We start from the raw sequence: 26,462 nt of genomic DNA on the forward strand, positions 1-26,462 counted from the left end.
TATATGCCCGCGAAACCGCGGCCCGCTGTTACCGCCCAGCAATCGATTAATGCGGGCCGCGGCGGCCGCGTTCAGCGCGGGTGGGCTGGCCGCCTCCCTGGTCGCCTGCGGTGGCGGCGGCTCGAACGCGGCGGGCGGGGCCTGCTCGGCCACGGTGCCCGGCATCACGCCCACCGAGGTCAAGGCCGGCATGGTCTGGAGCGACACCGGACCGGGAGCCGCCACCCTGCGCGCCTTCCGGGCCGGCGTGGATGCCCGTCTCCACGTCCTCAACGAGGAGGAAGGCGGCGTCTACGGCCGCAAGGTCACCTACGCCTGGCGCGACGACCGGGCCGACCCCACCCTCAACGTTTCCATGGTCCAGGAGCTCCTTGACCAGGAGAAGATCTTCGGACTCATCTACGCTCCCGGCGGCGGCAGGGACTCGGCCAAACTCCTGCAGGAACGCAACATCCCCGTCACGGGCATCGCCAGCGACCCGGTCTGGCTCGGGATGAACAACATGTTTTCGTGGTTCTACCTCGGAGACGGCTCCAGCACCACCTGGGGCAAGTATGTCCGCGAACAGGGCGGCACCCGCGCGGGCGTCTTCGCGATTGGCGCGAGCGCGACGAGTGGGGGCTTCACGCAGCAGGTCGTGGCGAGCCTGAAGGCGAACGACGTCAAGGTCGTCAAGACGTTCAACGTCAGCGAGATCACGAGCTACCAGACCGTCGCCCAGCAGATCAAGGCGAACAACATCGACACCCTCACCGGTGTTCTGCTGCCAGACGCGGCCGCCAAGCTGCTCCCCGAGCTGGCGAAGCTCGGCGTCACCCTCGGCGGCAGCCTCAAGGTCGTTCTGTTGCCGACCGGCTACGACGGCAGCAGCCTGGCGACATACGGCAGGTCGCTCGCCGGCGCGTCCATCTTCACCTCCGTCCAGCCCTTCGAGCTCGACACTCCGGGGCAGCGGAAGTTCGAGCAGGCCATGAGCGACTACACCCCGGAGATTCAGCCCCCGACCCAGGGCCTGGCGGTGAGCGGCTGGATCGCGGCCGACCTGTTCACCCGCGGCCTCGAAGCGGCTGGAAAATGCCCGACGAGGGAGTCGTTCATCTCCGGCCTGCGCGCCGTCAAGGACTACGACGGCGCAGGCCTGACCCCCGACGCCAGCATCGACCTGTCCACCAACTTCCGCCAGACCTCGACCTGCTACTACGCCATCAAGATCAGCCCGGACGGCTCGAAGTTCCAACTGACCGGCTCCACGGCCACCTGCGGGGACAGCATCACCCCGCAGCAGATGACCGCCCTCAACCAGCAGCCCTGACCCGGTAGCCGCCAACCCCCGGGGTTCGCCCGTCACCTCTCGGCGTGGCGGGCGAACCCTCCCGAGCAGAAGTCCCACACCTCGTCCGTCGTGAGCGGGTGCGCGCCCTCGCTCTCCCCCGCGACCGCGGTCGACTGGGCGAGGAACATCACCGACTGCATGACCATCGCGGCCGCCCGGCGCGGGCGCAGGCTCGTCCGCAGCTGGCCGACCGCGTCGACGCGGGTCATCAGCTCCGCGAACACGCTGAGCATCGGCTCGTGCGCGGACCTGACCTCGGCGGGGTAGGTCATCAGCAGCTGCGTGGCGAAGTCCGTGAACAGCGGGTGGCGGGTGGACGGATCCGGCAGCGAGCTCTCGAACAGCATCCGGATGGCGACCTCGAGCCCGGTCAGCGGGTCGACCTCGGCACCCGCCGCGATGCGGATCTCGTCCGCGGAGCGGCGCAGGGCGTTCTCGAACAGCGCCAGCAGCAGCTCGTGCTTGCCGCCGAAGTGCTGGTAGAAGCTGCGCAGCGACTGGTGCGACCGGTCGACGACTTCCTGTACGGTGAAGTCGGTCGACCCCTTCTCCAGAATGATCGCCTGGGCGGCCTCGAGGAACTGCTGGACCTTGCGCTCCGCGCGCAGGCGCGCGGCCTTGGTGGAGCGCTCGACGGCACGCTGCTTCCAAGCCGGTTCCTCGCTCAGCGTGCTCACAGCAAGCTCCTGGTCGTGCGCCATGAGTAGAACGTACTCCCCAGCGTGCGTACAGCCATGTGCACTCCTCGCCCCCCTGGCCCGCGGCGCCCGCGAGACCGATGCTTCCGTCTTCGGAGAATGTTATTCTCCATCGGGTCCGGGCGGAATACCGTCAGGAGGCCCTCCGTGGCGCAGATTCCACCAACCGTCGGGAGCCGGCATGCTCTTTGAGCTGGACTCCGACCAGCAGCTGTGGCGCACGACCGTCCGCGATGTCCTCGCGAAGGAGTGCCCGCCCGCGCTGGTCCGTTCCGTCGCCGACCAGGGCGCGGACCCGGGACCGCTCTGGCGGACCTTCACCGGCCTCGGCTGGACCGAGCTGACCGAGGCGACCGAGGCAGTCGAGCTCGCGATCCTGCTCGAGGAGCTCGGCCGGGCCACCGACCCGACGCCCTACCTCGCGACCATGACCTGGTTCACCCCCCTCGCGCCGGGCGTCATCTCCGGCGAGCAGTCCGGTACCGCCGTCCTCGACGGCGTCAGCGCCCACCGTGACCCGCACGGCGGCGAGGGCTGGATCCTCGACGGCACCGGCCATCACGTCCTCGACGGCGACCGGGCCGACTGGTTCGCCGTGGTCACCGACGCCGGCGTGTTCACCGTTCCCGCCACCGAGGCGACCGTCCACCGCGAGAGCGTCTTCGACCCGCTGCTGCACGTCGCCGACGTCAGCTTCTGGCAGGTCAGGGTTGGTGAGGAGAGCAGGACCGGCGCCGACGTCGACCTCGCCCGCGACATCGCGCTCACCGGCCTCGCGCTGACCATGGCCGGTGCCTGCAAGCGGATCCTGGAGCTCACGCTCGCCCACGTCCGCACCCGCGAGCAGTTCGGCGTCCCGATCGGCTCGTTCCAGGCCGTCAAGCACAAGGCCGTCGACATGCACGTGGCGATCGAGCGCGCGACGGCTCTCGCCTACTTCGCCGCGCTGACGATCGCCGAGCAGGACCCGCGGCGCGCCACCGCCGCCGCGATGGCGAAGGCGGCCGCCGGCGAGTGCACGACGGTCGTGTTCGAGACCGGCTTCCAGCTGTTCGGCGGCATGGGCTTCACCTGGGAGAACGACCTGCAGTTCGCGCTGAAGCGGGCGCTGTCCGGCGAGCTGCTGCTCGGCGGCGCCGACGTACACCGGGCCAGGATCGCAGCCGCGCTGCTCGACGCCCCCGCGGTGACCCCGGCGGCCAGCCCAACCTCGGAGGAGCACCATGCGGCTGCGGTTTGACGACGACGTCGAGGCCTTCCGCGCCGAGTTCGCGGCCTTCCTCGACGCGAACCTGCCAGGCGTCGAGGAGACCACCGAGCGGCCGACCTCCACCGCGCACATGCCGGCGTGGACGAGGCGCTGGCAGCGGCTGCTGTTCGACAACGGCTGGCTGCTGCCGGGCAACCCGCCCGAGTACGGCGGCCGGGGCGCCACGCTGCTGCAGCAGTTCGTCCACCTGGAGGAGCTGGGCAGGCGGCACGTCTACCACAGCTTCAACCCCCAGGGCCTCGGCATCATCGCCGCCTCGCTGCTCACGTTCGGCACCGAGGAGCAGAAGAAGCGCTGGGCGGTGCCGATCCTGCGCGCCGAGATCACGGCGGCGCTCGGCATGAGCGAGCCGGGCGCGGGCTCCGACCTCGCGGGGCTGCGCACCCGGGCGGCGCTCGACGGCGACCACTTCGTGGTCAACGGGCAGAAGATCTGGACCTCGGGCGCACACGACGCGGACATCCTGCTGACGTTCGTGCGTACCGACCCGGACGCGCCCAAGCACAAGGGCATCAGCGTCCTGGTGATCCCGACCGACCTCCCGGGCATCACCCGCCGGCCGTTCGGCTCGATCGTCGGCGCGGACGACCTCGACTTCAACGAGGTCTTCTTCGACGACGTCCGGGTACCGGCGGAGAACCTGATCGGCGAGCTGAACAAGGGCTGGCACGTCGCGAACGGCTCGCTCGGCCACGAGCGCACCATGCTGTGGCTCAGCTTCGCCGACCACCTCGACGAGCTGGTCGACGACTTCCGACCGACGTCGGCGCTGGACCGCGACCGGTACGCCACCCTCGCGATGGACGCCCAGGCGCTGCGGCTGCTCGGCTCCGCGGCCCTGGCCCGAGCGTCGCGCGGGGAGGAGGACGTGGCCTCGATCTCGGTGCTCAAGCTGTTCGGCTCCGAGGCGGTCCGCACGTCCACCCGGCACGCGCTCCTCGCGCAGGGACCGGCCGGGCTGACCCGCGACAAGCCGAGCCGGCCCTTCGAGCACCTGAACCTCGACTGGTTCTTCGCCAGCTGGTTCGACCGGTACGCGCGCAGCTTCTCCGGCACCATCGCTGGCGGGACGTCCGAGATCCAGCGCACGATTGTCGCCGAGCGGGTCCTCGGCCTGCCCCGGGGCTGAACCGTCAGGGGCTGAACCATCGGCCCGAGAACATCGGCCGCCGGGCGCGCGAAGAAAGATCATTTTCGCACGCCCTTCGGCCCACCAGCCGAACGGTCATGGGAGTACTGACTTGTACATTCTCTACGACGTCGCCGACAACATCGCGACGATCACGTTGAACCGGCCGGAAGCCGCCAACGCCCAGAACGGCGCGCTGCTGGAGGAGCTCAACGACGCCTGGGTCAAGGCGGCCGAGGACCCGGATGTGAAGGTCATCATCCTGCGCGGCGAGGGCAAGCACTTCTCCGCCGGCCACGACCTGAAGCCGGACCCCTCCACCCCGGCGCCGGCCAAGATCACACTTGAGGACATCTACCGGATCGAGGCCCGGCGCTACCTGGAGTTCTCGCTGCGCTGGCGCAACGTCCCGAAGCCGTCGATCGCCGCTGTCCAGGGCCGCTGCATCGCCGGCGCGCTGCTGCTGTGCTGGCCGTGCGACCTGATCATCGCGGCGGACGACGCGAAGTTCTCCGACCCCGTCGTCGCGATGGGCATCGGCGGCGTCGAGTACCACGGCCACACCTGGGAGCTCGGGGCGCGCAAGGCCAAGGAGATCCTGTTCACCGGCCGGGCGATCACCGCCGAGGAGGCGGAGAAGGTCGGCATGGTGAACAAGGTCGTCCCCCGGGCCGACCTGGACACCGAGACCCGGGCGCTGGCCGCCCAGATCGCGGCGATGCCGTCGTTCGGTCTTCGCCAGGCCAAGCGCGCCGTCAACCAGACCCTGGACGTCCAGGGCTTCTACGCGGCGATCCAGTCGGTCTTCGACATCCACGAGACCGGCCACGGCAACGCGCTCTCGGTGTCCGGCTTCCCGGTCCTGGTCAACCTCGACCAGATGAAGACCACCATCAAGTCCGCCAGCTAGGCGGTCCTCAGCGGCCGGCTCCGTCACCACAGTCCGGCCGCGAGCGTCCGCGGGACGTCGTGGGAGTCCCGTCGGGCGTAGTGGGGCCATGGGAAGGTGCGACGGCCACGGAGGCGGTAGCGTAGAGGTCCGGAAGGCACGCCATGTTGTACGGACTCCTGGCCGACCTCGTGGTGATGATCCACCTCGTTGCCATCGGCTTCATTGCCGCCGGCGGTCTACTCGTCTGGCGATGGCCGCGCGTGCTGTGGTTGCATGTGCCCGCCGTCGGCTGGGGTGTGGCGATCATCTCCATCGGCTTCGCCTGCCCGCTGACCCTGCTGGAGAAATACCTCCGCCGGCTGGGCGGCGAGCACGTGTACCCAGGCCCGTTCATAGATCACTATCTGGCAGGTGTCGTCTATCCCGAGCGGTTCACCTGGCTTGTGCGTGCGCTGGTGGCCGTAGCTGTGCTCGCTGGATATCTGGCCAGCCTGGTCAGGCTGCGTCGCCGACGCCAACAGGCCCAGAAGCGACAGCGGGCGACCCGGGATTCCGCTCGCCGCTCCGGTCGGCCTGCTCGCGGTCGCCGTCCCCTTGGTCCTGCGGGCGACATACGCCGACACACCCGGTGCGCGGGCCTGGTGCACGGTCTTTCTCCTGCTGGCCAGGCGTCTCGCGGGCGGGAGCGTCGGGCCGAAGACCGGTCAGGAGCCGTCGGCGCAGCTGGTGCCGGGCGGGGGCGCGGCGGCGGTGACCAGGTACCGCTGCTCCAGGTCCGCGACGCACCGGGAATTGAAGAAGGCGATGTGGGCGTCGCCGTCATACCTGGCGACGGCCGCGTGCTCGATCTCGTCGGCGACCCGCAGCGCCAGGGTGTAGGGCGCGAGCGGGTTGTGCCGGGTGACGACGAGCAGGATCGGCGGCGTGCCCTGCACGCGCGGTGGCCGCGCGTCGACCCGGGGCGGGTAGGGCCAGCCCAGGCAGCCGGTCAGGTAGTCCCAGGAGTCCGCCGCTCCCCGAGTGTGTGGGGCGAGCGCGCGGATCTCGGTCCGCAGCCGCTGAAGCTCGGCGAAGGCCGCGCCGTCGCCGGCGGGCAGCTCGTTGCGGAAGTCGAGGCAGCCGACGGCCCGGTACGGGTGGTAGTAGGCGGGTCCGAAGTTGTACGGGTAGGCCTGGCCGAACAGGCTGTTGCCCAGCTGGGCCTGCCGAAGCCCGTAGGCGAGGTCGGCCCAGCCGCCGTGGCCAGCCGGAAGGTTGCCGTTCGCCAGCGCGTACATCGTCATGAAGGAGATCTCCTCTCCGGTCACGGGATGGTCGACCCCCGGCGTGGGGATCGGTTCGCGGGTGGCTCGGGCGATCAGCTCGTCGTACACCGCGGCCACGTCCTGGCCATGCAGCGCGCAGTCGGGAGCCCGGTCGCACCACGCGGTGAACCGTCGGAAGCTCTCCTCGACGGCGAGGACCTGTTCACGCACATACCTGGCGGTCGGCACCGAGTGGTCGAGCGGGCTGTCGATGACCATGGCTCGGACCCGGTCCGGGTAGAGGTGGGCGTAGGTCTGCGCGACGAGGCTGGCGTAGGTCCAGGCGAACCAGCTCAGTACCGGCTCGCCGAGGGCGCGCCGGACCGCCTCCGCGTCCCGGGCCTGGCTTACCGCGTCGACCTGTCCGACCAGGGAGGCGCGGCTGGCGCCACCGTCCCCGCCGCCCCGGCAGCTCGCGGCGAGTGCACCGTTGCGGCCGCGTAGCGCGGCGAACGCGGCCTGGTCACTCGGGAAGCGCGTCACGGTGGGGCTGTTGAAGGGCAGCGCGCAGTCGAGGGGAGCGCTGTGCACGGTCGCGTCATGCTCGCCAAGGGTCAGGTCGAGACCGCCGCCACGCGGATCGATGCCGACGAGGTCGAACCGGCGGGCCAGCTCCTCGGCCGGCCCGAGGCCGCCGCTGGACGGGCTGGCGACCTGGTTGACGACCGAGACGCCGGCACCGGGCATGAACAGCAGCGTGCCGATCCGGTGAGCCTGGTCGGTGGCGGGGTGCCGGGCGATCGCGAGCGTCGTCGTGGGTCCGTCGGGGTCGGACCAGTCGAGAGGGACACCGAGCGTCGCGCACCGCGAGGTCGGATCCGTGCGGGGACCGCACGACGTCCACGCCAACGGCGACGCCGCCGCGGCGGCCGGTACGGTGGCCGCCGGCCCGGCCGGGCAGGCACCTGCCAGGATCGGCATGGTCAGCCCCAGCCCCAGCGCCACGCCGAAGGGCGCCATGCGCGTCCGGAACGGGTCCCACCGGCCACCAGCCCCGCCAGACACCCTCCTTCGCGCCGTCGTCGCGGCTGGGCCCTTCGTGGTTCCGCGCCTGGTCCTGGTCCTGGTCCTGGTTTCAGTCTCGGGCACCTGCATGTCGTCCACCTCTCGCGTCCTTCGTGGCATCGCCCTTTCTGGCCATGCGTCGCGAAAGGTAGAAAGCAGCGACGCGACGCGCGTCCCGCCAGCGCGGACGCCGTGATACCGGATTCGCGGTAGGTGCCGCAGCCGCGACGACGGTCGCACGGCGATGCGGAGATCAGGCCTCGGTGGCGGAGACCAGACCGGTCTGGTAGGCGAGTACCACCAGCTGCGCGCGATCCCGCACGTGCAGTTTGACCATCGCCCGGTTGACATGTGTCTTAGCGGTGGCCGGGCTCAGGTGAAGCCGCCCGCCGATCTCCCGGTCGCTCAACCCTTCCGCGACGAGGGCCACCACCTCGGTCTCCCGCGCGGTGAGCACGGCCAGTCGGGCGACATCGGCGCGGTGATGGGCGGGTTGGGCGACGAACGCGGCCACCAGTCGCCGGGTGACCCCTGGCGAGAGCAGGGCGTCGCCCCGGGCCACCACCCGCACGGCGGCGCGCAGGTCGGCCGGCTCGATGTCCTTCACCAGGAAGCCGCTGGCCCCCGCCCGCAGCGCGCCGAACACGTACTCGTCGAGCTCATAAGTGGTGAGCATGATGACGCGGGTCGCCGCCAGCCTGTCGTCCGCGACGATCCGCCGGGTGGCCGCCACCCCGTCCAGCACCGGCATGCGGACGTCCATCAGGACGACGTCCGGCCGGGTCGACACGGCCAGCCCCACGGCCTGCTCGCCGTCGCCGGCCTCACCGACGACCTCGAGGTCGTCGGCCTGTTCCAGCAGGACCCGGAAACCCGCCCGTACGAGGGCCTGGTCGTCGGCAAGCAGCACCCGCACGGTCACGGCCGCTCCAGGGCGGGTAGCCAGGCCCGGACCACGCAGCCAGCCGGATGCCCGGGTCCGACGTCGAGCCGACCGCCGACGGACGCGGCCCGTTCGGCCATCCCGACCAGCCCGTATCCGCCCGCGCTCGGGCCGGTGGACCGCGGGCTCTGCCCATGCCGGGCGCGCCCGGCGGACAACCCTCGGCCATCGTCCGCCACCTCGACCGCCATCCCCTCGCGCTGGTAGTCGATCCTGATCGTCGCGACGCCGGCGCCCGCATGCCGGACCACGTTCGTCAGCGACTCCTGGATGATCCGGTACGCGGCGAGCTCCACCGCCGCCGGCACCGCCCGGGCCTCGCCGACCACGGTCAGATCGACGCGCAGACCGGCGCCGCGCGCGGTGTCGAGAAGCTGCGCGAGCTGATCCAGCCGAGGTGCGGGCGCGGGCGGCGCGTCGAGGGTCTCCCCGCCCGTTGGCGCCGGCCTTCCCGCCGACCAGGCTCCCGATCCGGAGCCCTCCCCCGCGAACGGGGAGCGGGGCGCCGTGCCTGCTCGCGGGTGGCCGGCCGGTTGCCGCAGGACGCCGATCACCACGCGCAGCTCGGCCAGCGCCTGTCGGCAGGTGGCGCGGACCGTCTCGATGGCGGTCCGGGCGACGGCGGGCCGACGGTCCAGCACGTCCGCGGCGACTCCCGCATGCACCGTGATCACACTCACCGTGCTCGCGAGGATGTCGTGCAGGTCCCGGGCTATCCGCAGGCGCTCCTCGTCGACCCGTCGGCAGGCCTCCCACTCCCGCTCCTGCGCTGCCTGTCGGCGCAGGTCGTCGCGCGCCCGGACGGCGTACCCGAGCAGGAACGCGGCGGCCAGCGTGAGACTGCCGTCGGCGCCGGCGTCCAGCAGATAGGCGCCCGGGTGCTCACCGGGATAGGCCCGTCCCGCGAGGTCGGTCGTGAGCAACCAGGCGGCCAGGAGCATGCCGCGACGCATGTTGCCGGACGAGGCCGCGACCGTGAACAGCGCCACCCACAGCGCCGGCGCCGGCGCCCCGCCCGGGAGATCCGCGATGTGGTAGCCGAGCCAGAGAAGCGAGTCCACCAGCAGCACGGTCAGCGGCCAGCGACGCCGTGCCAGCAGCATCGCCGCCATGGTGAGACCGAGCGCGTACGCCGGAGAACCAGGGTTCGTCGTCGCGAGCCCGCCGGGGCCGACCGAGATCCGGTAGGCGATCCACGCGGCGGCGACCGCGGCGACGATGACGTCGGTCAACCAGTCGGGCACGCGGCGTCGCGGCCGGGCCAGCCACCGCCGGCCACCAAGACTCATGGTCACCAACGGTAGAAGAGGTCAGTCCCGGGCACATCGGCCTGCCGCGGGCCCTTCCTGGCACGTCACCTACCGCGGCGGCGGTACTGGCCAACCGGGTACCGCGGCCGCGGTACCCGGTTGGCCGGCCCGCCGGGGTGCGCGCGGGAACGGGCGTCGGCGGCCACCGGCAGCCGGGCTTTGGCCGTTACCCCGCTACAGCTGAGCCAGCCGGGGCGCGACACCCTGGGCACGGATGAGGGCGCCGGCCTGGCGGGTGAGCTCTCGGGAGTTGCCGAGCAGGCCGTCGAGGACCAGGGCGCGGCGGATGTGGTGGTGCAGGGCGTGCTCGGCGGTGAAGCCGATGCCGCCGAGGACCTGTTGGCAGTGACGGGCGGCGTCGAGCGCCGCCTGGCCGGCGGACGCCTTGGCCAGCAGGGAGCCAAGCTCGTCCTCGGCGACCGTGAGCGTGGCCTCGGCGCCCTCCAGGGCGACGTAGGTTTCCGCGAGGCGGTGGCGCACGGCCTGGAACGCCGCGATCGGCTTGCCGAACTGGGCCCGGTCGAGCGCGTGCGTGCGGGCGAGGTCGAGCATCGCCCGGCCGGTGCCGACCAGCCACCAGCCGAGCGCCCGGCGGCCCGCGGCGAGCGCCGCCGGATCGGCGGCCGCCTTCCCGCCGTCGGCCGCGTCCGGATCGACGGCCCGCAGCGGCAGGGCGGCGTCGAGCAGTTCGCCGTCGTCACCCGCGTCCCCGCGCTCCCACACGACGTGGCGGCCGCCGGCATAGGGCAGCGCCACGGCGGCGCCGACGGGCTGGCCCGCGGCGACGAGCAGCACGTCGCCCAGCAGTGAGGCGTGCGCGCCCGTCTCTCCCAGCAGCGAGAAGACCAGCGGGACGGCGACGTCGGGCTCCTCGGCGAGCAGGTCCTCCCAGCCGAGCTCGGCCAGGGCCGCGTCGAGCGCGGCCCCCGCCGGGGTCTCGGTCATGGTCCCGCGCAGCGCCGCGGCGAGCAGCTCCCGTTCCTCCGCGTCCACGGTTACTCCTTGCCCAGGTTGAGGAGCCGGCGGGCGACGATGTTGCGCTGGATCTCGGCGGTGCCGCCGTAGATGGTCGCGGCCCGCGAGTACAGGTACTCGGTGCGCCAGTCACTGTCGGCCAGCTCGATCACCCCGGGCAGCACGTCGCGCGCCGTGTTGGACAGCAGCTGCTCGGCGGTCGCCAGCAGGATCTTGTCCACGGACGTCTCCGGGCCCAGGTTCGCGCCGGCCGCGAGCCGGCGCTGGGTGTTGCGCGAACGGCAGCGGACGGTGTGCAGCGCCAGGTAGGCGGCACCCAGGGCCGCGTCCGTGGTCGCGGTCGGCTCGCTTCCGTCCGTGTCCGCGTCGACGACGAGTCGGTCGAGCCGGGTGAACAGGTAGGTGATCCGGTGCCAGAAGCAGGTGGACCGCTCGTACGGGAGCAGGTCCATCGCGAGGCTCCAGCCGTCGCCTTCCTTGCCGAGCATCCGCTCGTTCGGAATGACGACGTCGTCGAAGAACACCTCGGCGAACTCGTCGACGCCGTGCATGGTGCGCAGCGGGCGGACGGTGATGCCGGGGGTGTCCATGTCGACGAAGAACGCGGTGATGCCGGCGTGGCCGGGCGCGGTGCGGGTGAGCAGCACGCACCGCTGGGCGTACTGGGCGAGGCTCGTCCAGACCTTCTGGCCGTTGATGACCCAGGCGCCGTCCTCGCGCTGGACCGCGCGGGTCGTCAGCGACGCGAGGTCGCTGCCGGAACCGGGCTCGGAGAAGCCCTGGCACCACTGCTCGCGGCCGGACAGCAGCAACGGCAGCATCTGGGCCGCCAACTCCGGCTTCGCGTACGAGATCATCGTCGGGGCGAGGACCTCGACGAGCGAGTAGTTGGTCGCGTCGGTGAGGTCGCGGTTCGCGACCTCCTCTCCTAGCACCGCCCGCAGCACGTCCGGCCCGCCGAGGCCCCCGGCCTCGACCGGCCAGCCGTAGCGCATCCAGCCGGCGTCGAACAGGGCGCGGCGGACCTTGCCGAGCTGGGCGACCTCGGCGTCGAGCGAGTGGTCGGCGGGTTTGGCGAGCTCGGTCGCGCGCTCGTCGAGCCAGGCGCGCACCGCGGCGCGGAACTCCTCGACGGTGACCGTCTCCCCGTCCACCGGCGGGACGAACCCGGCGGGCACCAGCGAGGTCGGGCTCACAGGTTGATCCGCTCGATGACGTGCGGGATGCCGTGGTCGTGCGCGCCGCTGCGGCGGATGAACGTCATGGCCCTGGTGCGCAGCCGCCAGCCGTCGGCGGTGCGCAGGTAGGTGTCCCGGTAGTAGCCGATGCGCATGTCGTGCTTGGAGTGCTCGATGAAGCACAGCGGCTGGGTGCCGGTGGCGTTGATCCCGTCGTCGGCGAAGTCGATGGCGGGCGTTCCGGTCAGGAACAGGCCCTTGGGAGCGGCCGCGACCAGCGCCGGGAAGTCCTTCAGCGCGAAGGTGTCCCCGAAGGCGGTGTAGGTGCCGTCGGGGGTGAAGACCTTGGTCAGGCCGTCGATGTCGCCCTGAGTGATGGTCACCGCGTAGCGGGCGAGGGTCTGCTGGATCTCGACCAGATCCTCGATGCGGTTCGGCTTCACCGTCGCGGTCTCCGGCGCCCGGTTCTCGAACACCGGGCTCTCGGCGACAGGGTTCTCGGCGCCGGAGTTCACGGGCACGGAGTTCTCGGGCACGGGGTTCTCCGCGGCTGGGGTCTCGGACACTGGGGTCTCCGGCGCGCTGGTCTCGGGCTCAGTAGACAAACTGCTTACCACCCTTCATGACGAAGGGGACGCGAGTGAAGACCCGGATGTCCTCGAGCGGGTTGTCGCGGACGGCGATCACGTCGGCGAGCAGGCCCTCGGCCAGCCGGCCCCGGTCGGTGACGTCGATGAGGTCGGCGCCGACGATGGTGGCGGCCTGGATCGCCTGCAGCGGGGTCATGCCACGGTCGACCATGGTGACCAGCTCGTTGCCGTTCTTGCCGTGCGGGATCGCGGGCGCGTCCGAGCCGATGGCGATCTTCACGCCGGCCTCGATCGCGTTGCGGATCGACGCCTTGGCCCTCGGCCAGTCCCGGGCGGCCTTCGCCTGGATCCTCGGGTCGGAGGACTTGAGCACCTCCATGCCGTCGATCAGCGCCTGGGTCGCGACCAGGTAGGTGCCCCGCTTGACCATCAGGTTGATCGTGTCGTCATCGATCATGAAGGCGTGCTCGATGCAGTCGACGCCGCACTCGACCATCTGGGTCACGGCCTCCGAGCCGTGGGTGTGCGCCGCGACCCGCAGGCCGCGCCGGTGCGCCTCGTCGGTGATCGCGAGCACCTCCGCGTCGGAGTAGTGCTTCGCGCCCGCCGGGCCGGTGAGCGTCATGGTGCCGCCGGAACCGCACATCTTGATGACCTGGGCGCCGTGCTTGATCTGGTGGCGGACGGCCTTGATGACCTCGTCGACGCCGTTGGCGAGGCCCTCCTCGACGGTGAGCTGCAGGACGTGCGGGGCGAACTGGCCGAACATCGTCGGGTCGAGGTGGCCGCCGGTCGGGGTGATGGCGTGGCCGGCGGGCACGATCCGCGGGCCGTCGACCCAGCCGGAGTCGATCGCCTTCATCAGCGCCACGTCGAGCAGGTAGCCGCCCGTCTTGCAGAACAGGCCGAGGTTGCGCACGGTGGTGAACCCGGCCCGCAGGGTACGGCGGGCGTTCTGGGTGGCGCGCATCATCCGCAGCGGCGGGTCGTCGCGCATCTGCCCGGTGAACTGGTTCTCGCCGGGGCCGCCCATCAGGAGGTTGAGCTCCATGTCCATCAGGCCGGGCACCAGGATCAGGTCGCCGAGGTCGATGACCTCGCCCTCGGGCTGGCCGCCCAGGCCGACGATGTACTCACCGTCGACCTTCAGGATTCCCGGCCGGATGATCTCGCCGTGGTCGACGTCCAGCAGGCCCGCGGCCTTGAGGGTCAGCATGGAAGTGCTCACCTCTTCCCTTCGAGCCCGGCCAGGATACGACCAGCCAGGTTAGGAGAATCACGTTCTCAGAGTTGAGTGCCAGATTTTCACGTGGTGCGCCGCCGCGTCAAACGTCCCAGCCCGGAGCCCTGACCGCCGTGCAGAAGCCGCGAGCCCTCAACCAGCGCGAATCGGGCCGGGCGCGGGGGCACCCCGACCCCGAAGATCGACTGCACAGTTGATTCTCGCAGGGCGAGAAGCTAGTTTCCCTACAGGAGAACAGAGCCGATCAGCAGTACCTACGGCGGCGCCCGAAACGGTCCACACGCTGGCGCGGGGCGCCTCGGACGCCCGGGCGCCCTCACGGGCAGCCGCGCCGAGGAAGTTCTCACCGTGCCACGGAAGTTCTCACCGTGCCGAGGAGGTTCTCACCGAGGCGAGGAAGTCCTCACCGAGGCGAGGGCACCCGCGACCGTGGAAGGGAAGGTAGCCCGGTGAGCGTCACCGACACCACGAACGCGGCCGCCGGCCCGACGGGGGCCGTCAGCGCGGCCGTCACGGCGCCGCGGCGGCACGAGCACTGGATCAACGGCGTGGCCGCGGCCCCCGCGGGCGGGGCCTACTTCCCCACCCGCAACCCCGCGACCCGCGAGCCGGCCGGCGAGATCGCCGCCGGCACGGCGGCCGACGTCGAGCGCGCCGTCGCCGGGGCGGCGGCCGCCTGGCCCGCGTGGGCGGCGCGGCCCGCCGGCGAGCGCGCCGACGTCCTGCACGCGGTCGCCGACGCGATGGCGGCCGGGGCCGGCGAGCTCACCGAGCTGGAGCGGGCCGACACCGGCAAGACGGACGGTCAGCTCAAGCTCGAGATCGACATGTCGGTCGCGTACTTCCGGTACTACGCCGGGGTGCTGCGCGCGCTGCACGGCCGCACGATCGACCTCGGCGCCGGGGCGCACGCCTACACCCGGCTCGAGCCGTACGGCGTCATCGGGGCGATCACCCCGTGGAACCTGCCGCTGAACCAGGCGAGCCGCGCGCTCGCCCCGGCGCTGGCCGTCGGCAACGCCGTCGTCGCCAAGCCGAGCGAGTTCACCTCGACGTCCACGGTGCGCCTCGCCCGGCTCGCGACCGCCGCCGGGCTGCCGGACGGGCTGCTCAACGTGGTCACCGGCACCGGGCCCGACGTCGGCACCCCGCTCGCCGCTCACCCGCTGGTGCGCAAGGTGGCGTTCACGGGCTCCGTCGCCACCGGGCGCCACCTGGCCCGGGTCGCGGGCGACCGGCTGATCCCGGTGACCCTCGAGCTCGGCGGCAAGTCCCCGGTCGTCGTCTTCGCCGACGCCGACCTCGACCGCGCCGCGGCCGCCGCCGCAGGCGCGATCCAGGCGAACTCCGGCCAGGTCTGCTCGGCCACGACCCGCCTGCTCGTCGAGGACGCGGTCCACGACGAGGTGGTCGCGCGCGTCGTCGAGAGACTCGAGCGGCTCCAGCCGGGGGCCGACTTCGGCCCGATCATCACCGAGGCGCAGTTCACCAGGGTGCTCGCCGCCTTCACCCAGGCCGCGCGGGACGGCATCCTCCCGGTGACCGGCGGCGCCGCCTACGACGACGGCCCGGGCGCGGCCGGCCAGTACGTGCGCCCGACCGTGTACGCCGACGTGCCGCCGACGCATCCGCTCGCCCGCGAGGAGGTCTTCGGGCCGGTCCTCGTCACCCGCCGGTTCTCCGGCGAGGCGGAGGCGCTCGCCTTCGCGAACGACACCGAGTACGGCCTGGTCGCGAGCGTCTGGAGCGGTGACGTCGCCCGCGGGCTGCGGCTCGCCGAGGGGATCCAGGCCGGCCAGGTAGCCGTCAACGGCGGCCCGCTGAACATCGAGACGCCGTTCGGCGGCTACAAGAACAGCGGCTACGGCCGCGAGAAGGGCGTCGAGGCCCTGCACGACTACGCCCAGACCAAGACCATCAGCCTCTCCCTGGGCTAGAGCGAAGGAGCACGGACCGTGGACGATGCGCTGAGCGCCGCGTACGCGCTGCGCAGGGCCATGCTGGGCGACGCCTACGTCGATCGGCAGACCGGCGAGACCGACCCGGTCGCCCGGGATTTCCAGGACCACATCACCCGCCAGGCCTGGGGTGTCTGGACCCGCGGCGGAGCCCTCTCCAACCGGGACCGCAGCCTGCTGGTGCTGGCGATGACCGCGGCTCTCGGCCGGATGGAGGAGTTCCGGCTGCACGCCAGCGCGCAGGCGCGCACCGGCGTGACCGACGCCGAACTCGACGAGCTGCTCTTCCAGGTCGCCGCCTACTGCGGCGCGCCCGCGGCGATCTCCGCTCGCCGCGCCCTGCGCGAGGTACGCGCCGGCCGCGCCGCTCAGGAGGCCGCCCAGGAGACGGCCACCGCCGCGGACAGCGGGTCCGCGCCCGGCGAAGGGGCGTGACGATGACCTCCCCGACGGTTGGCTTCGTCGGCCTCGGCAACATGGGCGCCGCACTCGCCGAAAACCTCGTCAGGTATGGCTTCGACGTCGTCGCCTTCGACGTGGCCGGCCCGGACCGGGCACCCGAGCGTTCCCGGTTCGCGGCCGACCTGGCCGAGGTGGCACGCGAGGCCGACATCGTCGTGTTCAGCCTCCCGGACGGCACCGTCTCCGAGAAGGTCGCCACCGAGGTGGCCGGCGCGGCCGACCGCCGCGTCACCCACATCATCGACACGTCGACGATCGGTGTCGCCGCGGCCGGCCGTATCACCGAGCTGCTCACCGCCGCCGGCATCGGCTATGTCGACGCGCCCGTGTCGGGCGGTGTGGCCGGCGCCAGGGCCCGCAGGCTGGCGGTCATGTACGCGGGCACCGACGACGCCGTCGAGGCCGTCTACTCGGTGCTCGCCGGGCTGTCGGACAAGATCCGCCGCGTCGGTGACCGCGCTGGCCTCGGCCAGGCGCTGAAGCTCGCGAACAACTTCCTGTCCGCCACGGCGCTGGCCGCCACCAGCGAGGCCGTCGCGTTCGGCGTCCAGGCGGGCCTCGACATGAAGACCATGATCGAGGTCCTCAACACCTCCAGTGGCCGCAGCGCCGCCACCGACGACAAGTTCCCGAACGACGTCCTCACCGGCCGCTACGGCTCCGGCTTCGCCAACACCCTCATGGCCAAGGACGTCCGCCTCTACCTGGCCGAGGTCCGCGAGGCCGCCGCTCCGGACACCGTGGGGGCGACGACCGAGGACATCTGGAAGCGCTTCGCCGAAGCCGAGCCAGGGGTCGACTTCACCCGTATCTACCCCTTCGTGGAGGGCTCGGCCTGACCGGAGGCCGAGCCGGCCCGGGTCTCGGGTCCCGGGTCATGGCCTCCTGAATCCATGCCTCCCGTATCCCCTCCGGGTCCGTTAGGGAAGATCTCGTGCCGAACCGTGGCCGTCCGCTTCCTGACACGGCAGGGATGCCCGTTCGCCTTCCCAGTGTTGCGCCACATACGGGACGATATGTGCGCGTAACGGAGCGGCCGGATCGCCAGCGAGGGGACCATGGATCTGCCTGAGCGGACCGACCCGTCGACTGGTATCGGAGACGGCGGCCGCCCGGGTGCCGCTCCGGCGGGCGCCGCCGCCGACCCGCGCGGCTCCTTACCCCTCAACCGCCATCCGCTGGCCGTCGCGATCGGGAACGCCTCCCTGCTGTGCGTCGGGTACGTGATGCTGGGCTGGCGGCGGCGGGCGGTCGCCGTCGGCCTGGTGACGTTCGTGCTCGTCATCGTCCTCGCCACGGCGGTGCGGACCGGGTGGTTCGAGGTCGTCTTCGCCGCGTGGTGGCTGGCTCTCGTCGTGCACGGCTGGCTCCTGGCCGGCGGATGGCCGCGGCGCCGGCGGCGGGCCGGCGGGCGGGCCCGGCTGGTCACCGCGCTCGCGTTCGCGCTTCCGATGCTCGCGGCCGTCGCCCTGCTCCGCCTCGACGTCGCCGGGATCAACTCGGACCTGGCGGGGGCGGTCCGGGACGGCGACTGCCCACGAGCGACGGCGGCCCTGGACGAGAGGTCCGCGGCCCACTACCTGGCCGACCCGCCCGGAGCGGCCCAGGGCGACGTCACCGGGCGGGCCTGCGCCCAGATCCAGAACGCGGACGCCCAGTTCGACGCGGCTCTGGGCGCCGACGATGGCGCGCTGACGCAGGGCTTCAGCGACCTGTCGGGAGTTCTCGCGGACATGCCCGGCCACGAGCGCATGGTCGACAGGGTCCTCGACGGGTTCCTCGACCGCCTGCCCGTGTCGGATGCCTGCGACACCGTGAAGATCCTCGACGGCCTGCGAGCGAGGAAACCGACCGGCGACAGGCTGGACCGCGCCGCCGGCGTCGTCCCCCGGCTGGCGCCCGCGGCCATCGTCGGCTGCGGCGACAGCCTCCTGGCCGCGAGCGACTGGGAGCCGGCACGCACCGAGTACCAGCGGCTGCTCGACCAGTACCCGGGCGACAAGCTCGCGAGCAAGGCCACCGACGGGATCCGCAAGGCGGGCCAGCAGATCGAGCTGGCGCACGTCCGCGACCTGCTGGGAACCGGGACCGGCGGCACACAGCCCGCCTACTGCTCCGGCCCGGCGCCCTACAGCGGCGCCGCCCCGTACCGCGGTGGCAGCCCGAACCGGGCCCTGGTACGCGGCGACAACACGTACGTCGGCAAGCTGCCCCCCGAGTGGTTCACGAACGACGTCGCCGACGCGGTGGTCGTCGTCTGCGCGGGTGACAAGGAGTACGGAGACACGGTCCGCAGCTGCTCCTACGAGTCCACGTTCAGTCCCTTCGGGCAGAGTGTGGCGTTCAAGAAGATCGCGATTCCGATCAAGGTCATCGAAGTCCAGACGGGTCGCGTCGTGTCGGACCTGCGGGTGCAGATCAACGGCGCGAGCTGCCCCGCGTCGATCAGCTACACCACCTCCGGCTACATCGACACCGGCCCGCCCTCGCAGATGTACGTCGACGCCTCGGATGACGCCATCGCAGGCGGGGTGCGGGCAGCGCTCGGGCCCGTGATCGCTCCGTGACCGCCGACCCGGATGGGTCGGCAACTCCTGAGCGCAGTCCGTTGGCCATCGCGGTGGCCAACGCATCCCTGCTGTGCGTCGGGTACGTCAGGCTGGGCTGGCGGAAGCGGGCGCTCGCCGTCGGCCTGGTGACGCTGACGCTCGTCATCCTGCTCGGCACGGCGTTCCGCACGGTCTGGTTCGAGATCGTCTTCGTCGTGTGGTGGTTCGCCCAGGTCGCGCACGGCTGGTTCCTCGCGGGCGGGTGGCCACGGCGCCGACCGCGGGCACGCGTGCGGGCGGGGCTGAGGCCGGCGCTCGCCCTGGCCCTCCCGCTGCTCCTGTTCGTCAGCCTGCTGCGCCTCGACGTCGCGCGGATCAACGGCGACGTCGCGGCGGCGGTCCGGGACGGCGACTGCGCCCGGGCGACGAAGGCCCTGGACCGCCGAACGTGGGCCCACTATCTCGTGGACGGGCCCGGAGCGGTCCGCAGCGACTCCACCGGGCCCGTCTGCAGCCGGATCGAGATCGCCGACGGCCAGTTCGACGCGGTCCTGCGCGGCGACGAAGCGGCCCTGACGCTGGGCTTCGACGGGCTGGCGGACGTACTCGCGGACGCGCCCGGTCACGAGCACATGGTCGACGCAGTCCTCGACAGATTCCTCGACCGCCTGCCACTGCGGGACTCCTGCTACACCGTGACGATCCTCGACAGACTGCGCGCCCGGAAACCCACCGGCGACCTGCTGGACCGCGCGGGCGGCACCGTGCCCCGACTCGCACCCGCGGCGATCGTCGACTGCGGTGACAGTCTCCTGGCCTCCCAGAAGTGGGAGCCCGCGCGTACCACGTACCAGCGGCTGCTCGACGAGTACCCGGGCGACAAGCTCGCGGGCAGGGCCACCGACGGGGCCCGCAAGGCGGGCCAGCAGATCGAGCTGGCGCACGTCCGCGAGCTGCTGAAGACAGGGGCGCAGGGCACGCCGTCCGGCTATTGCGCCGGCCCGGCGCCCTATAGCGGTGCCGCGCCGTACGGCGGCGACGGTCCATACCGCACGCTTTTCATCGGCGGCAGCAAGTACCTCAACGGACTGCCCGCCGAATGGTCGACGCACGACATCGCCGACGCTGTACTCGCGGTCTGCGCCGGGGGAAAGGGCTACGGCGACGCCACGCGGAGCTGCTCGTACGAGTCCCGACCCGGGTCCGACGGCCCCTTCACCGTCACGTTCCACAAGATCGCAATATCCGTCAAGGTGTACGAGGTGCGGACCGCACGCCTCGTGTCGGACATCCGGTTGCAGGTCGACGGCGTGAGCTGCCCGAGCAACATCTTCTGGGGCAGCTTCAGCTACGAGGAGAGCAGGGCACCCGGCGACATGTTCGTCCGTGTGTCGGATGACGAGATCGCCGCCACCGTGCGCGACGCCCTGAAACCGGTGATCGATCCCTGACGGGGACCGGGCGGCGCAGGACGACGGAGGCCGCCCGGTCCAGACGGACGGACGGCCTCCCAGACCGGCACGGGCTGGACTACAGCCCGAGGTCCTTGGCGATGATGGTCTTCATGATCTCGCTGGAGCCGCCGTAGATGCGGCCGACCCGCGCGTCGGCCCAGGCCCGGGCGACCGGGTACTCGGTCATGTAGCCGTAGCCGCCGAACAGCTGCAGGCAGGCGTCGGTGACCCGGCCCTGCATCTCGGTGACGAACAGCTTGACCTTCGCCGCGTCCGTCGGCGTCAGCTCGCCGGCGTCGAGCGCGGTCAGCGCCCGGTCGAGCATCGCCCAGCCGGCCTCGACCTCGGTCGCGCAGCCGGCCAGGACGAACTTGGTGTTCTGGAAGTGGCCGATCGTCTTGCCGAACGCCTTGCGGCCGTTCACGTAGTCGACGGTCTGCCCGACGACGGACGCGGCCGAGGCCTGGGCGTTGACGGAGATGGACATCCGCTCCTGCGGCAGGTGGGAGGTCAGGTAGGTGAACCCCTGGCCCACCTCCCCCAGCAGGTTGGCCACCGGCACCCGGACGTCGTCGAAGAAGATCTCGCAGGCCTCCTGGATGTGCAGGCCGATCTTCTTCATGGGCGCGCCCCGGGAGACGCCGGGCGCGTCCGCGTCGATGACCAGGAGCGACAGCCCGGCGTGCCGCTGGGTCGGGTCGGTCTTCACCGCGGTGAGGAAGACGTCGGCGTTCAGGCCGCCGGTGATGAACGTCTTCGAGCCGTTCACCACGTACTCGTCACCGTCGAGCCGGGCGCTGGCCGACAGGCCCGCGAGGTCGGAGCCCGCGCCCGGCTCGGTGAGGGCCAGGGCGCAGACCAGCTCGCCGCTGGCCAGGCCCGGCAGCCAGCGTGCCTTCTGCTCGTCGTTCGCGTGGTCCACGAAGTACGGCACGCTGATGTCGCAGTGGATGCGCAGCGGGCCGAGGCCGAGACCCAGGCGGCCGGCCTCCTCGGCGACGACAGCGTTGAACAGGTACGAGGCGCCGCCGCCGCCGTACTCCTCCGGGATTCCGAGCCCCAGGATGCCGAGGTCGCCGCACTTGTCGTAGAAGTCGCGCGGCGGCATGCCGCGCTCCTCCCACTCGTCGAAGTGGGCGACGACCTCCTTCTCGAAGAAGGTCCGGACCGCCGCCCGGAAGGCCTCGTGCTCTGGACCGTAGACCGTGCGTCGCATCGGCCGTCCCCTCCGAACCGGTCAGGACTTGCTGGTGAGCTTCTTGACGATGGTGGCGAAGTCCTCCGTTTTGAAGGACTGCTCCTCGGCGTTCGTCGCGTAGTCGAGGCTCGCCATCACCGCCCGTTCCAGGTGGATGTTCAGCAGCCGCTTCGTCGACTCGACGGCCTGGCGGGGCAGGCCGGCGATCTTCTTCGCGCACTCGAGGGCCTCGGCGAACGGGTCGGCGACGATGTGGTTCGCCAGGCCCATCTGCAGCGCCCGCTCGGCGGGGATCTTCGCGCCGGTGAGGGCGTACTCCTTGGCCCAGTGCAGGCTCGTGTGCAGCGGCCAGGTGAGCGGGCCGCCGTCGGCCGCGACCAGGCCGACCTGCACGTGCGGGTCGAGCAGGTACGCCCGCTCGGCCAGGTAGACGATGTCGGACAGCGCCACCAGGCTGCATCCGAGGCCGGCCGCCGGGCCGTTGACCGCGGCCACGACCGGCACCCGGCAGCGCGCCATGCCGAGCACGAGCTCCCGGCCATGCATGATGGTCAGCCGCTGCAGGTCGGGGTCCTGGCGCAGCCGGTCCAGGTAGGCGAAGTCGCCGCCGGCCGAGAACGCCCGCCCGGCGCCGGTGATCACCGCGGCCCGGGCCTCCAGGTCCTCCGACAGCAGCGTCCACACCTTGGCGAGCCCGAGGTGCAGCTCGTGGTTCACCGCGTTGAGGTGGTCCGGTCGGTTCAGCGTGATGATCCGGATCGGGCCGTCGGCCCGGACCTGGATCTCGTCCGGCAGGTCGTAGAGGTTGTCCGACACTGTGTTCCCTTCAGGCCTGGCGGCCGTTTCCCTTCAGGCCTGGCGGCGCCGGAGACCGCCCGCCGCCAGCCACCAGCAGCGTGGCCGCGCGGCTAGCTCGTCGGCAGGCCGAGGATGCGGCCCGCGATGATGTTCTTCTGGATCTGGGACGTGCCACCCATGACGCTCTGCGCCCGGCTGTACAGGTAGGCCTCGAGGTTCTCCCGGTCCCTGGTGCCGGTGACGGCCAGCGCCGCGTGGCCGACGGACTGCTCGACCCAGGTCATGAGCAGCTTGTCCAGCGAGCCGTCCGAGGTGTGCGTGACGCCGTCGAGCTGCTCGGACAGCCGCCGGCGCACGTGCAGCCGCAGCATCTCGGCCTGCACCGCCGCCCAGCGCAGGTCGTCGGGCACCTTCCCGCCGGAGGCGTCGGCCGTCTTCGCGAGCGACCGGACGAGTTTGCCGTAGCGGGCGGAGAAGCCCAGCGTCGAGGGCTCGCGCTCGTGGCCGACGACGGTCATCGCGAGCTTCCAGCCGTCGCCGGGCTTGCCGACCATGTTGGCGGCCGGCACCCGGGCGCCGTCGAAGACCACCTGGCCGAACTCGGCCGACACCCCATTGATCATCTTCAGGGGCCGCTGCTCGACGCCCGGCTGGTGCATCGAGACGATGAAGCCGGAGATGCCCTTGTGCCGGGGCACGTCCGGGTCGGTGCGGGCGAGCACCAGGCACAGGTCCGCGACGTCGGAGTAGCTCGTCCAGATCTTGTGGCCATGGATGACGTACTCGTCGCCGTCGAGCTCGGCCCGGGTGGTCAGCGAGGCGAGGTCCGAGCCGGCGCCCGGCTCGCTGAAGCCCTGGCACCAGCGCTCGGTCCCGTTGATCATTCCCGGCAGGAAGCGCTGCTGGACCTCCTCGCTCGCGTGCCGGCCGAGGCCGTGCGCGAGGTAGCCGAGGCTCGGGCGCGGCGGGGCGCCGGCGATGGCCAGCTCCTCGTCCAGGATGACGTCGTAGACCGGCGGCTGGTCGTGGCCGCCGAACCGCTTCGGCCAGGACAGGCCGAAGAAGCCGCCCTCGTAGAGCGCGGTGTGCCAGCGCCCGGCCTGGTGCCAGTAGTCGTCGCCGGACGCCTTGAACTCGCCGGCGTGCTCGGCCAGCCATGCCCGCAGCCGCGCGCGGAACGCGGCCTCTTCCGGGGAGTCACGAAAGTCCAAGGTCGATCTCCTCAAGACTGGCCGGGATCAGCTCCGCGGACGTCAGCACGCGCCGCAGGAAGACATGCGCGAGGCACTCCCAGGTGTTGCCGATGCCGCCGTGCACCTGGATGGAGGTCTCGCAGATGGTGCGGGCGGCGCGCTCGATGTAGACCTTCGCGACGAGCGCGGCCTGGACGGCCTCGGCCGCCGACAGCTCGTCGACCGCCCACGCCGCGTGCCGCAGCACGCTCACCGAGCCCTCGACGAGCGCGAGCGCCTCGGCGAGCAGATGGGCGATCGCCTGGTACGAGCCGATGGCGTGGCCGTACTGCTGGCGCACCTTGGCGTACTCGACGGCGAGGTTCTGCGCGCCGCGGGCGGCACCCAGCATGTCGGCCGTGGCCGCGACGAGCGCGAGCGCGCGCCACCGCAGCACGGCCTCGTCGTCGAGCTCGCCGACCACCGTGAGCGGGCCGGCCGGCTCGCCGGTCAGCCTGGTCAGGTCGACGCCCTCGGCGGTCGCTCCGACGGCGCCGACGAGCACCTGGGTGCCCTCCAGCGCGAGCAGGCCGCGCAGGCCCTTGGCGTCGACGGCGACGCCGTCCAGGGCGACCGTGGCCGCGCCGGCCGCCGCGGCCTCGAGACCGTCGGGAACGGGCCCATCCGCCGCCGTGAGCCGCGTGTACAGGTCGTCGGCCAGCACCGGGCCGAGGAACGGCACATCGATCAGGCCGCGGGCGAACTCCTCGACGACCAGGGCGACCTCGACGCCGGAGGCGCCGTCGGACCGCAGGGTCCGCCAGCCGGTCGCCGCGATCGCCTTCTCCAGCCTGGCCGCGCGGTCGTCGTCGGCCAGGTCGAGCACGGACCCGGGTCCTAGATCATCCGCCAGCCGGGCGGCCGCGCCCCGCAGCTCACGCTGCTCAGTCGTCAGACGAACGTCCATGCTGCTCCTTGTTTCTGGTTCGCTCCGTGCGGGCGCCGCGCTCCGGCCCCGTCCCTTGCTTCGCTGCGGGACGGGACCTCCGCGCGGCGTCCTCCTCCGCTCACGTGCCCTCCGGCGACCTCCGCTGCGGTCCAACCACGTCGCTTCGCTCGTGGCCGGGCCTCCGCGGAGGCGCGCCTCCGGGCCAGCTCGGTCGCGGTCCGCCGAACCTCACTAAACCGAAGCTGCATCTCCGCGGGGCCACGTCGCTTCGCTCGTGGCCGGGCCCCTGCTGTGGCACGCCTGCGGGCCAGCTTCGTTGCGAGCCGCTCGAGCGTCACGGACTGGGGCTGGCCCTTGCGGAAAGGGCCACATCGCTTCGCTCGTGGTCGGGGCGACGCGGGGGCGCGGCGCTTGAATGTCCTGGGCGGAGGCGGGCCCGCGGTCATCCGGCACTCCGAAGGGACTCTGACGTGAGGGACTCCGGGGCGAGAGCTGCGTCGCGTAAGACGCGGCGCAGCACCTTCCCGGACGGCAGCCGCGGGATCTCGGGGACGAACACCACCTGGCGCGGCCGCTTGTAGGACGCGAGCCGCGTACCGACCAGGGTGAGCAGTTCGGCGGCCAACGTGTCGTCCGACGTGGCGGGCCCCACATCCGCCGCCTGGCCGGCGGCGGACGAGACCGGGGCGGTAGTGGCGGGAGTGGAGGTGGAGGCAGGCGCGGGGGCGGGGGCCGGGGCCACGCGGGTGACGGCGGCGACGATCGCCTCGCCGGCCGCCGCGTCCGGCACGCCGAACACCGCGCAGTCGGCGACGGCCGGGTGGCCGTACAGCACCGCCTCGACCTCGGCGGGCGCGACCTGGAAGCCGCGCACTTTGATCATTTCCTTGCGCCGGTCGGTGAGCCGCACCCAGCCGTCGGCGTCGATGGTGCCGACGTCGCCGGTGCGGTACCAGCCATCGTCGAAGGCGTCCGCGTTCGCCTCCTGGGGCAGGTAGCCGGCCATCAGCGACGGCGATCGGGCCTGGATCTCGCCGGTCTCCCCCGGGCCGGCCGGCTTGCCGGTCTCCAGGTCGACGACGCGCAGCGCCACTCCCGGCGCGGCCTTCCCGACGCTGTCCAGCCGGGCGCCCTCGAGCGGGTTGCAGGCGAGGACGGGCAGCTCGCTCGCGCCGTAGGCGGGCAGCCACCGGACCCCGGCTCGGCGGGTGACGGTCTCGGCGACGCTGGCCGTGACGGGGGTCGCGCCCCACATGATGAAGCGCAGCGACGAGAGGTCGAACGACTCCAGGTCCGGGTGCGAGGCCATCGCGAGCGCGATCGGGGCGACCGCCATCTCGATGGTGATCCGGTCATCCTGGATCGAGCGCAGCAGCGCGTCCAGGTCGAAGCGGCGGTGCAGCCGCATCCAGGTGCCGGTCTCGAGCGCGGTGACGATGTTGAGGATGCCAAGGATGTGCGACGGCGGGGTCGCGACCTGGATACGGTCCGCCGCCGTCATCCCGAGCACGTCGCGCCAGTGGCCGACGGCGGCGGCGAACGAGCCGTGGGTGTGCCGCACGGCTTTCGGAAGCCCGGTCGTGCCTGAGCTGAACACGAACAGCGCGTCCGCGCCGGGGTCTGGGCCAGGGTCGGAGCCGGGAGCGGGAGCCGCTGCCTCGCCGGGAGCGGCCGCGTCGTCGGCGGCGGCGGCGACGGGCTTGGCGGGCTGGGTAAGCTCGACGGGCTCGTCCAGGTGCAGCATCGGCATCAGCTCGGCGAGCACCGGGTGGTCGCCGACGGCGTGTGCCGGCTTGCTGACGGCCAGGGCATGCTCGACGTCACCGCGCTTCCACGCGGGGCTGAGCAGCACGACGGAAGCACCCAGGCGCCAGATGGCCCGGACGGCGATGATGAATTCAGGACGGGTCGACGACATCAGCGCCACGCGGTCACCGGCACGGACCCCACCAGCAGCGAGCCGGTGGGCCAACCCGCCGGTCAGAGCGTCCAGCTGGGCCTGACTGTATGCCTGCTCCTCGAAGACGAGGACCACCATGGAGAGGCTCCCGT

General features: G+C 72.0%; 22 protein-coding genes and 1 pseudogene. 10 read left to right on the top strand and 13 right to left on the bottom strand.

Annotated features, from left to right (window positions below; all coding sequences use genetic code 11):
* Positions 1-49 precede the first annotated feature (49 nt).
* A complete protein-coding gene (locus FRCN3DRAFT_RS0230935) occupies positions 50-1,312 on the top strand; it encodes an ABC transporter substrate-binding protein (RefSeq protein ID WP_007510019.1) in 1,263 nt (420 codons plus the stop codon).
* 32 nt (positions 1,313-1,344) lie between these two features.
* On the opposite strand, the gene FRCN3DRAFT_RS0230940 is transcribed toward FRCN3DRAFT_RS0230935, so the two are convergent.
* Complete coding sequence (locus FRCN3DRAFT_RS0230940; protein WP_063630185.1) at positions 1,345-2,034, bottom strand: TetR/AcrR family transcriptional regulator; 690 nt, start codon at positions 2,032-2,034, stop codon at positions 1,345-1,347.
* Between the two features lie 178 nt (positions 2,035-2,212).
* Between FRCN3DRAFT_RS0230940 and FRCN3DRAFT_RS0230945 the strand changes: the two genes are divergently transcribed.
* From FRCN3DRAFT_RS0230945 to FRCN3DRAFT_RS57945, 4 genes and pseudogenes are all read left to right on the top strand, one after another.
* Positions 2,213-3,271, top strand: a complete 1,059-nt coding sequence (locus tag FRCN3DRAFT_RS0230945) for an acyl-CoA dehydrogenase family protein (RefSeq protein WP_007510023.1) — start codon at positions 2,213-2,215, stop codon at positions 3,269-3,271.
* Complete coding sequence (locus FRCN3DRAFT_RS0230950; protein WP_007510025.1) at positions 3,255-4,430, top strand: acyl-CoA dehydrogenase family protein; 1,176 nt, start codon at positions 3,255-3,257, stop codon at positions 4,428-4,430. Before FRCN3DRAFT_RS0230945 ends, FRCN3DRAFT_RS0230950 begins: the two co-directional genes overlap by 17 nt.
* Positions 4,431-4,542: 112 nt before the next feature.
* A complete protein-coding gene (locus tag FRCN3DRAFT_RS0230955) occupies positions 4,543-5,340 on the top strand; it encodes an enoyl-CoA hydratase (protein WP_007510027.1) in 798 nt (265 codons plus the stop codon).
* A gap of 176 nt (positions 5,341-5,516) precedes the next feature.
* Positions 5,517-5,747, top strand: a pseudogene (locus FRCN3DRAFT_RS57945) (DUF2784 domain-containing protein); the annotation flags it as partial.
* A gap of 279 nt (positions 5,748-6,026) precedes the next feature.
* Here FRCN3DRAFT_RS57945 and FRCN3DRAFT_RS0230965 read toward each other — a convergent pair.
* The 7 genes from FRCN3DRAFT_RS0230965 to FRCN3DRAFT_RS0230995 all read right to left on the bottom strand — a co-directional run bounded on the left by FRCN3DRAFT_RS0230965 (position 6,027) and on the right by FRCN3DRAFT_RS0230995 (position 13,843).
* Positions 6,027-7,586, bottom strand: coding sequence for an alpha/beta fold hydrolase (locus FRCN3DRAFT_RS0230965; RefSeq protein ID WP_007510032.1), 1,560 nt, complete (start codon positions 7,584-7,586; stop codon positions 6,027-6,029).
* 298 nt (positions 7,587-7,884) lie between these two features.
* A complete protein-coding gene (locus FRCN3DRAFT_RS0230970) occupies positions 7,885-8,553 on the bottom strand; it encodes a response regulator (protein ID WP_007510033.1) in 669 nt (222 codons plus the stop codon).
* Positions 8,550-9,863 (bottom strand): sensor histidine kinase, encoded by a 1,314-nt coding sequence (locus FRCN3DRAFT_RS47110; protein WP_007510035.1) that lies wholly within the window; start codon positions 9,861-9,863, stop codon positions 8,550-8,552. The genes FRCN3DRAFT_RS0230970 and FRCN3DRAFT_RS47110 overlap by 4 nt, the downstream gene beginning before the upstream one ends.
* A gap of 195 nt (positions 9,864-10,058) precedes the next feature.
* Positions 10,059-10,877: an acyl-CoA dehydrogenase family protein gene (locus tag FRCN3DRAFT_RS0230980; RefSeq protein ID WP_007510037.1), complete on the bottom strand. Its 819-nt coding sequence runs from the start codon at positions 10,875-10,877 to the stop codon at positions 10,059-10,061.
* Positions 10,878-10,879: 2 nt separating this feature from the next.
* Positions 10,880-12,055 carry an acyl-CoA dehydrogenase family protein gene (locus tag FRCN3DRAFT_RS0230985; protein ID WP_007510039.1) on the bottom strand — a complete coding sequence of 392 codons (1,176 nt, stop codon included), beginning with the start codon at positions 12,053-12,055 and terminating at the stop codon, positions 10,880-10,882.
* Entirely contained in the window at positions 12,052-12,603 is a 552-nt protein-coding gene (locus FRCN3DRAFT_RS0230990) for a nuclear transport factor 2 family protein (protein ID WP_007510040.1), read from the bottom strand. Before FRCN3DRAFT_RS0230990 ends, FRCN3DRAFT_RS0230985 begins: the two co-directional genes overlap by 4 nt.
* A 28-nt stretch (positions 12,604-12,631) precedes the next feature.
* Positions 12,632-13,843, bottom strand: a complete 1,212-nt coding sequence (locus FRCN3DRAFT_RS0230995; RefSeq protein ID WP_007510041.1) for a metal-dependent hydrolase family protein — start codon at positions 13,841-13,843, stop codon at positions 12,632-12,634.
* A 476-nt stretch (positions 13,844-14,319) separates the two neighbouring features.
* Between FRCN3DRAFT_RS0230995 and FRCN3DRAFT_RS0231000 the strand changes: the two genes are divergently transcribed.
* From FRCN3DRAFT_RS0231000 to FRCN3DRAFT_RS0231020, 5 genes are all read left to right on the top strand, one after another.
* Positions 14,320-15,807, top strand: a complete 1,488-nt coding sequence (locus tag FRCN3DRAFT_RS0231000; protein ID WP_083401367.1) for an aldehyde dehydrogenase family protein — start codon at positions 14,320-14,322, stop codon at positions 15,805-15,807.
* Positions 15,808-15,825: 18 nt separating this feature from the next.
* A complete protein-coding gene (locus FRCN3DRAFT_RS0231005) occupies positions 15,826-16,263 on the top strand; it encodes a carboxymuconolactone decarboxylase family protein (protein ID WP_007508052.1) in 438 nt (145 codons plus the stop codon).
* 2 nt (positions 16,264-16,265) lie between these two features.
* Positions 16,266-17,129 carry an NAD(P)-dependent oxidoreductase gene (locus FRCN3DRAFT_RS0231010; protein WP_007508053.1) on the top strand — a complete coding sequence of 288 codons (864 nt, stop codon included), beginning with the start codon at positions 16,266-16,268 and terminating at the stop codon, positions 17,127-17,129.
* 219 nt (positions 17,130-17,348) lie between these two features.
* On the top strand, positions 17,349-18,857 hold the full coding sequence (locus FRCN3DRAFT_RS0231015) for a tetratricopeptide repeat protein (RefSeq protein WP_007508054.1): 1,509 nt from the start codon (positions 17,349-17,351) through the stop codon (positions 18,855-18,857).
* Between the two features lie 41 nt (positions 18,858-18,898).
* Entirely contained in the window at positions 18,899-20,290 is a 1,392-nt protein-coding gene (locus tag FRCN3DRAFT_RS0231020) for a tetratricopeptide repeat protein (protein WP_051466417.1), read from the top strand.
* Positions 20,291-20,369: 79 nt separating this feature from the next.
* On the opposite strand, the gene FRCN3DRAFT_RS0231025 is transcribed toward FRCN3DRAFT_RS0231020, so the two are convergent.
* The 5 genes from FRCN3DRAFT_RS0231025 to FRCN3DRAFT_RS0231045 all read right to left on the bottom strand — a co-directional run bounded on the left by FRCN3DRAFT_RS0231025 (position 20,370) and on the right by FRCN3DRAFT_RS0231045 (position 26,448).
* Entirely contained in the window at positions 20,370-21,509 is a 1,140-nt protein-coding gene (locus FRCN3DRAFT_RS0231025; RefSeq protein ID WP_007508056.1) for an acyl-CoA dehydrogenase family protein, read from the bottom strand.
* 21 nt (positions 21,510-21,530) lie between these two features.
* Positions 21,531-22,307: an enoyl-CoA hydratase/isomerase family protein gene (locus FRCN3DRAFT_RS0231030; protein WP_007508057.1), complete on the bottom strand. Its 777-nt coding sequence runs from the start codon at positions 22,305-22,307 to the stop codon at positions 21,531-21,533.
* 92 nt (positions 22,308-22,399) lie between these two features.
* Positions 22,400-23,500 (bottom strand): acyl-CoA dehydrogenase family protein, encoded by a 1,101-nt coding sequence (locus FRCN3DRAFT_RS0231035; protein WP_007508058.1) that lies wholly within the window; start codon positions 23,498-23,500, stop codon positions 22,400-22,402.
* The gene (locus FRCN3DRAFT_RS0231040) at positions 23,487-24,428 is read right to left on the bottom strand and encodes an acyl-CoA dehydrogenase family protein (protein ID WP_007508059.1); all 942 of its coding nucleotides are present in this window, start codon (positions 24,426-24,428) and stop codon (positions 23,487-23,489) included. Before FRCN3DRAFT_RS0231040 ends, FRCN3DRAFT_RS0231035 begins: the two co-directional genes overlap by 14 nt.
* A gap of 424 nt (positions 24,429-24,852) precedes the next feature.
* Positions 24,853-26,448: a class I adenylate-forming enzyme family protein gene (locus tag FRCN3DRAFT_RS0231045; protein WP_007508061.1), complete on the bottom strand. Its 1,596-nt coding sequence runs from the start codon at positions 26,446-26,448 to the stop codon at positions 24,853-24,855.
* Between the last annotated feature and the right edge of the window lie 14 nt (positions 26,449-26,462).

It is taken from the genome of Pseudofrankia saprophytica (assembly GCF_000235425.2).
Taxonomy (GTDB): domain Bacteria; phylum Actinomycetota; class Actinomycetes; order Frankiales; family Frankiaceae; genus Pseudofrankia; species Pseudofrankia saprophytica.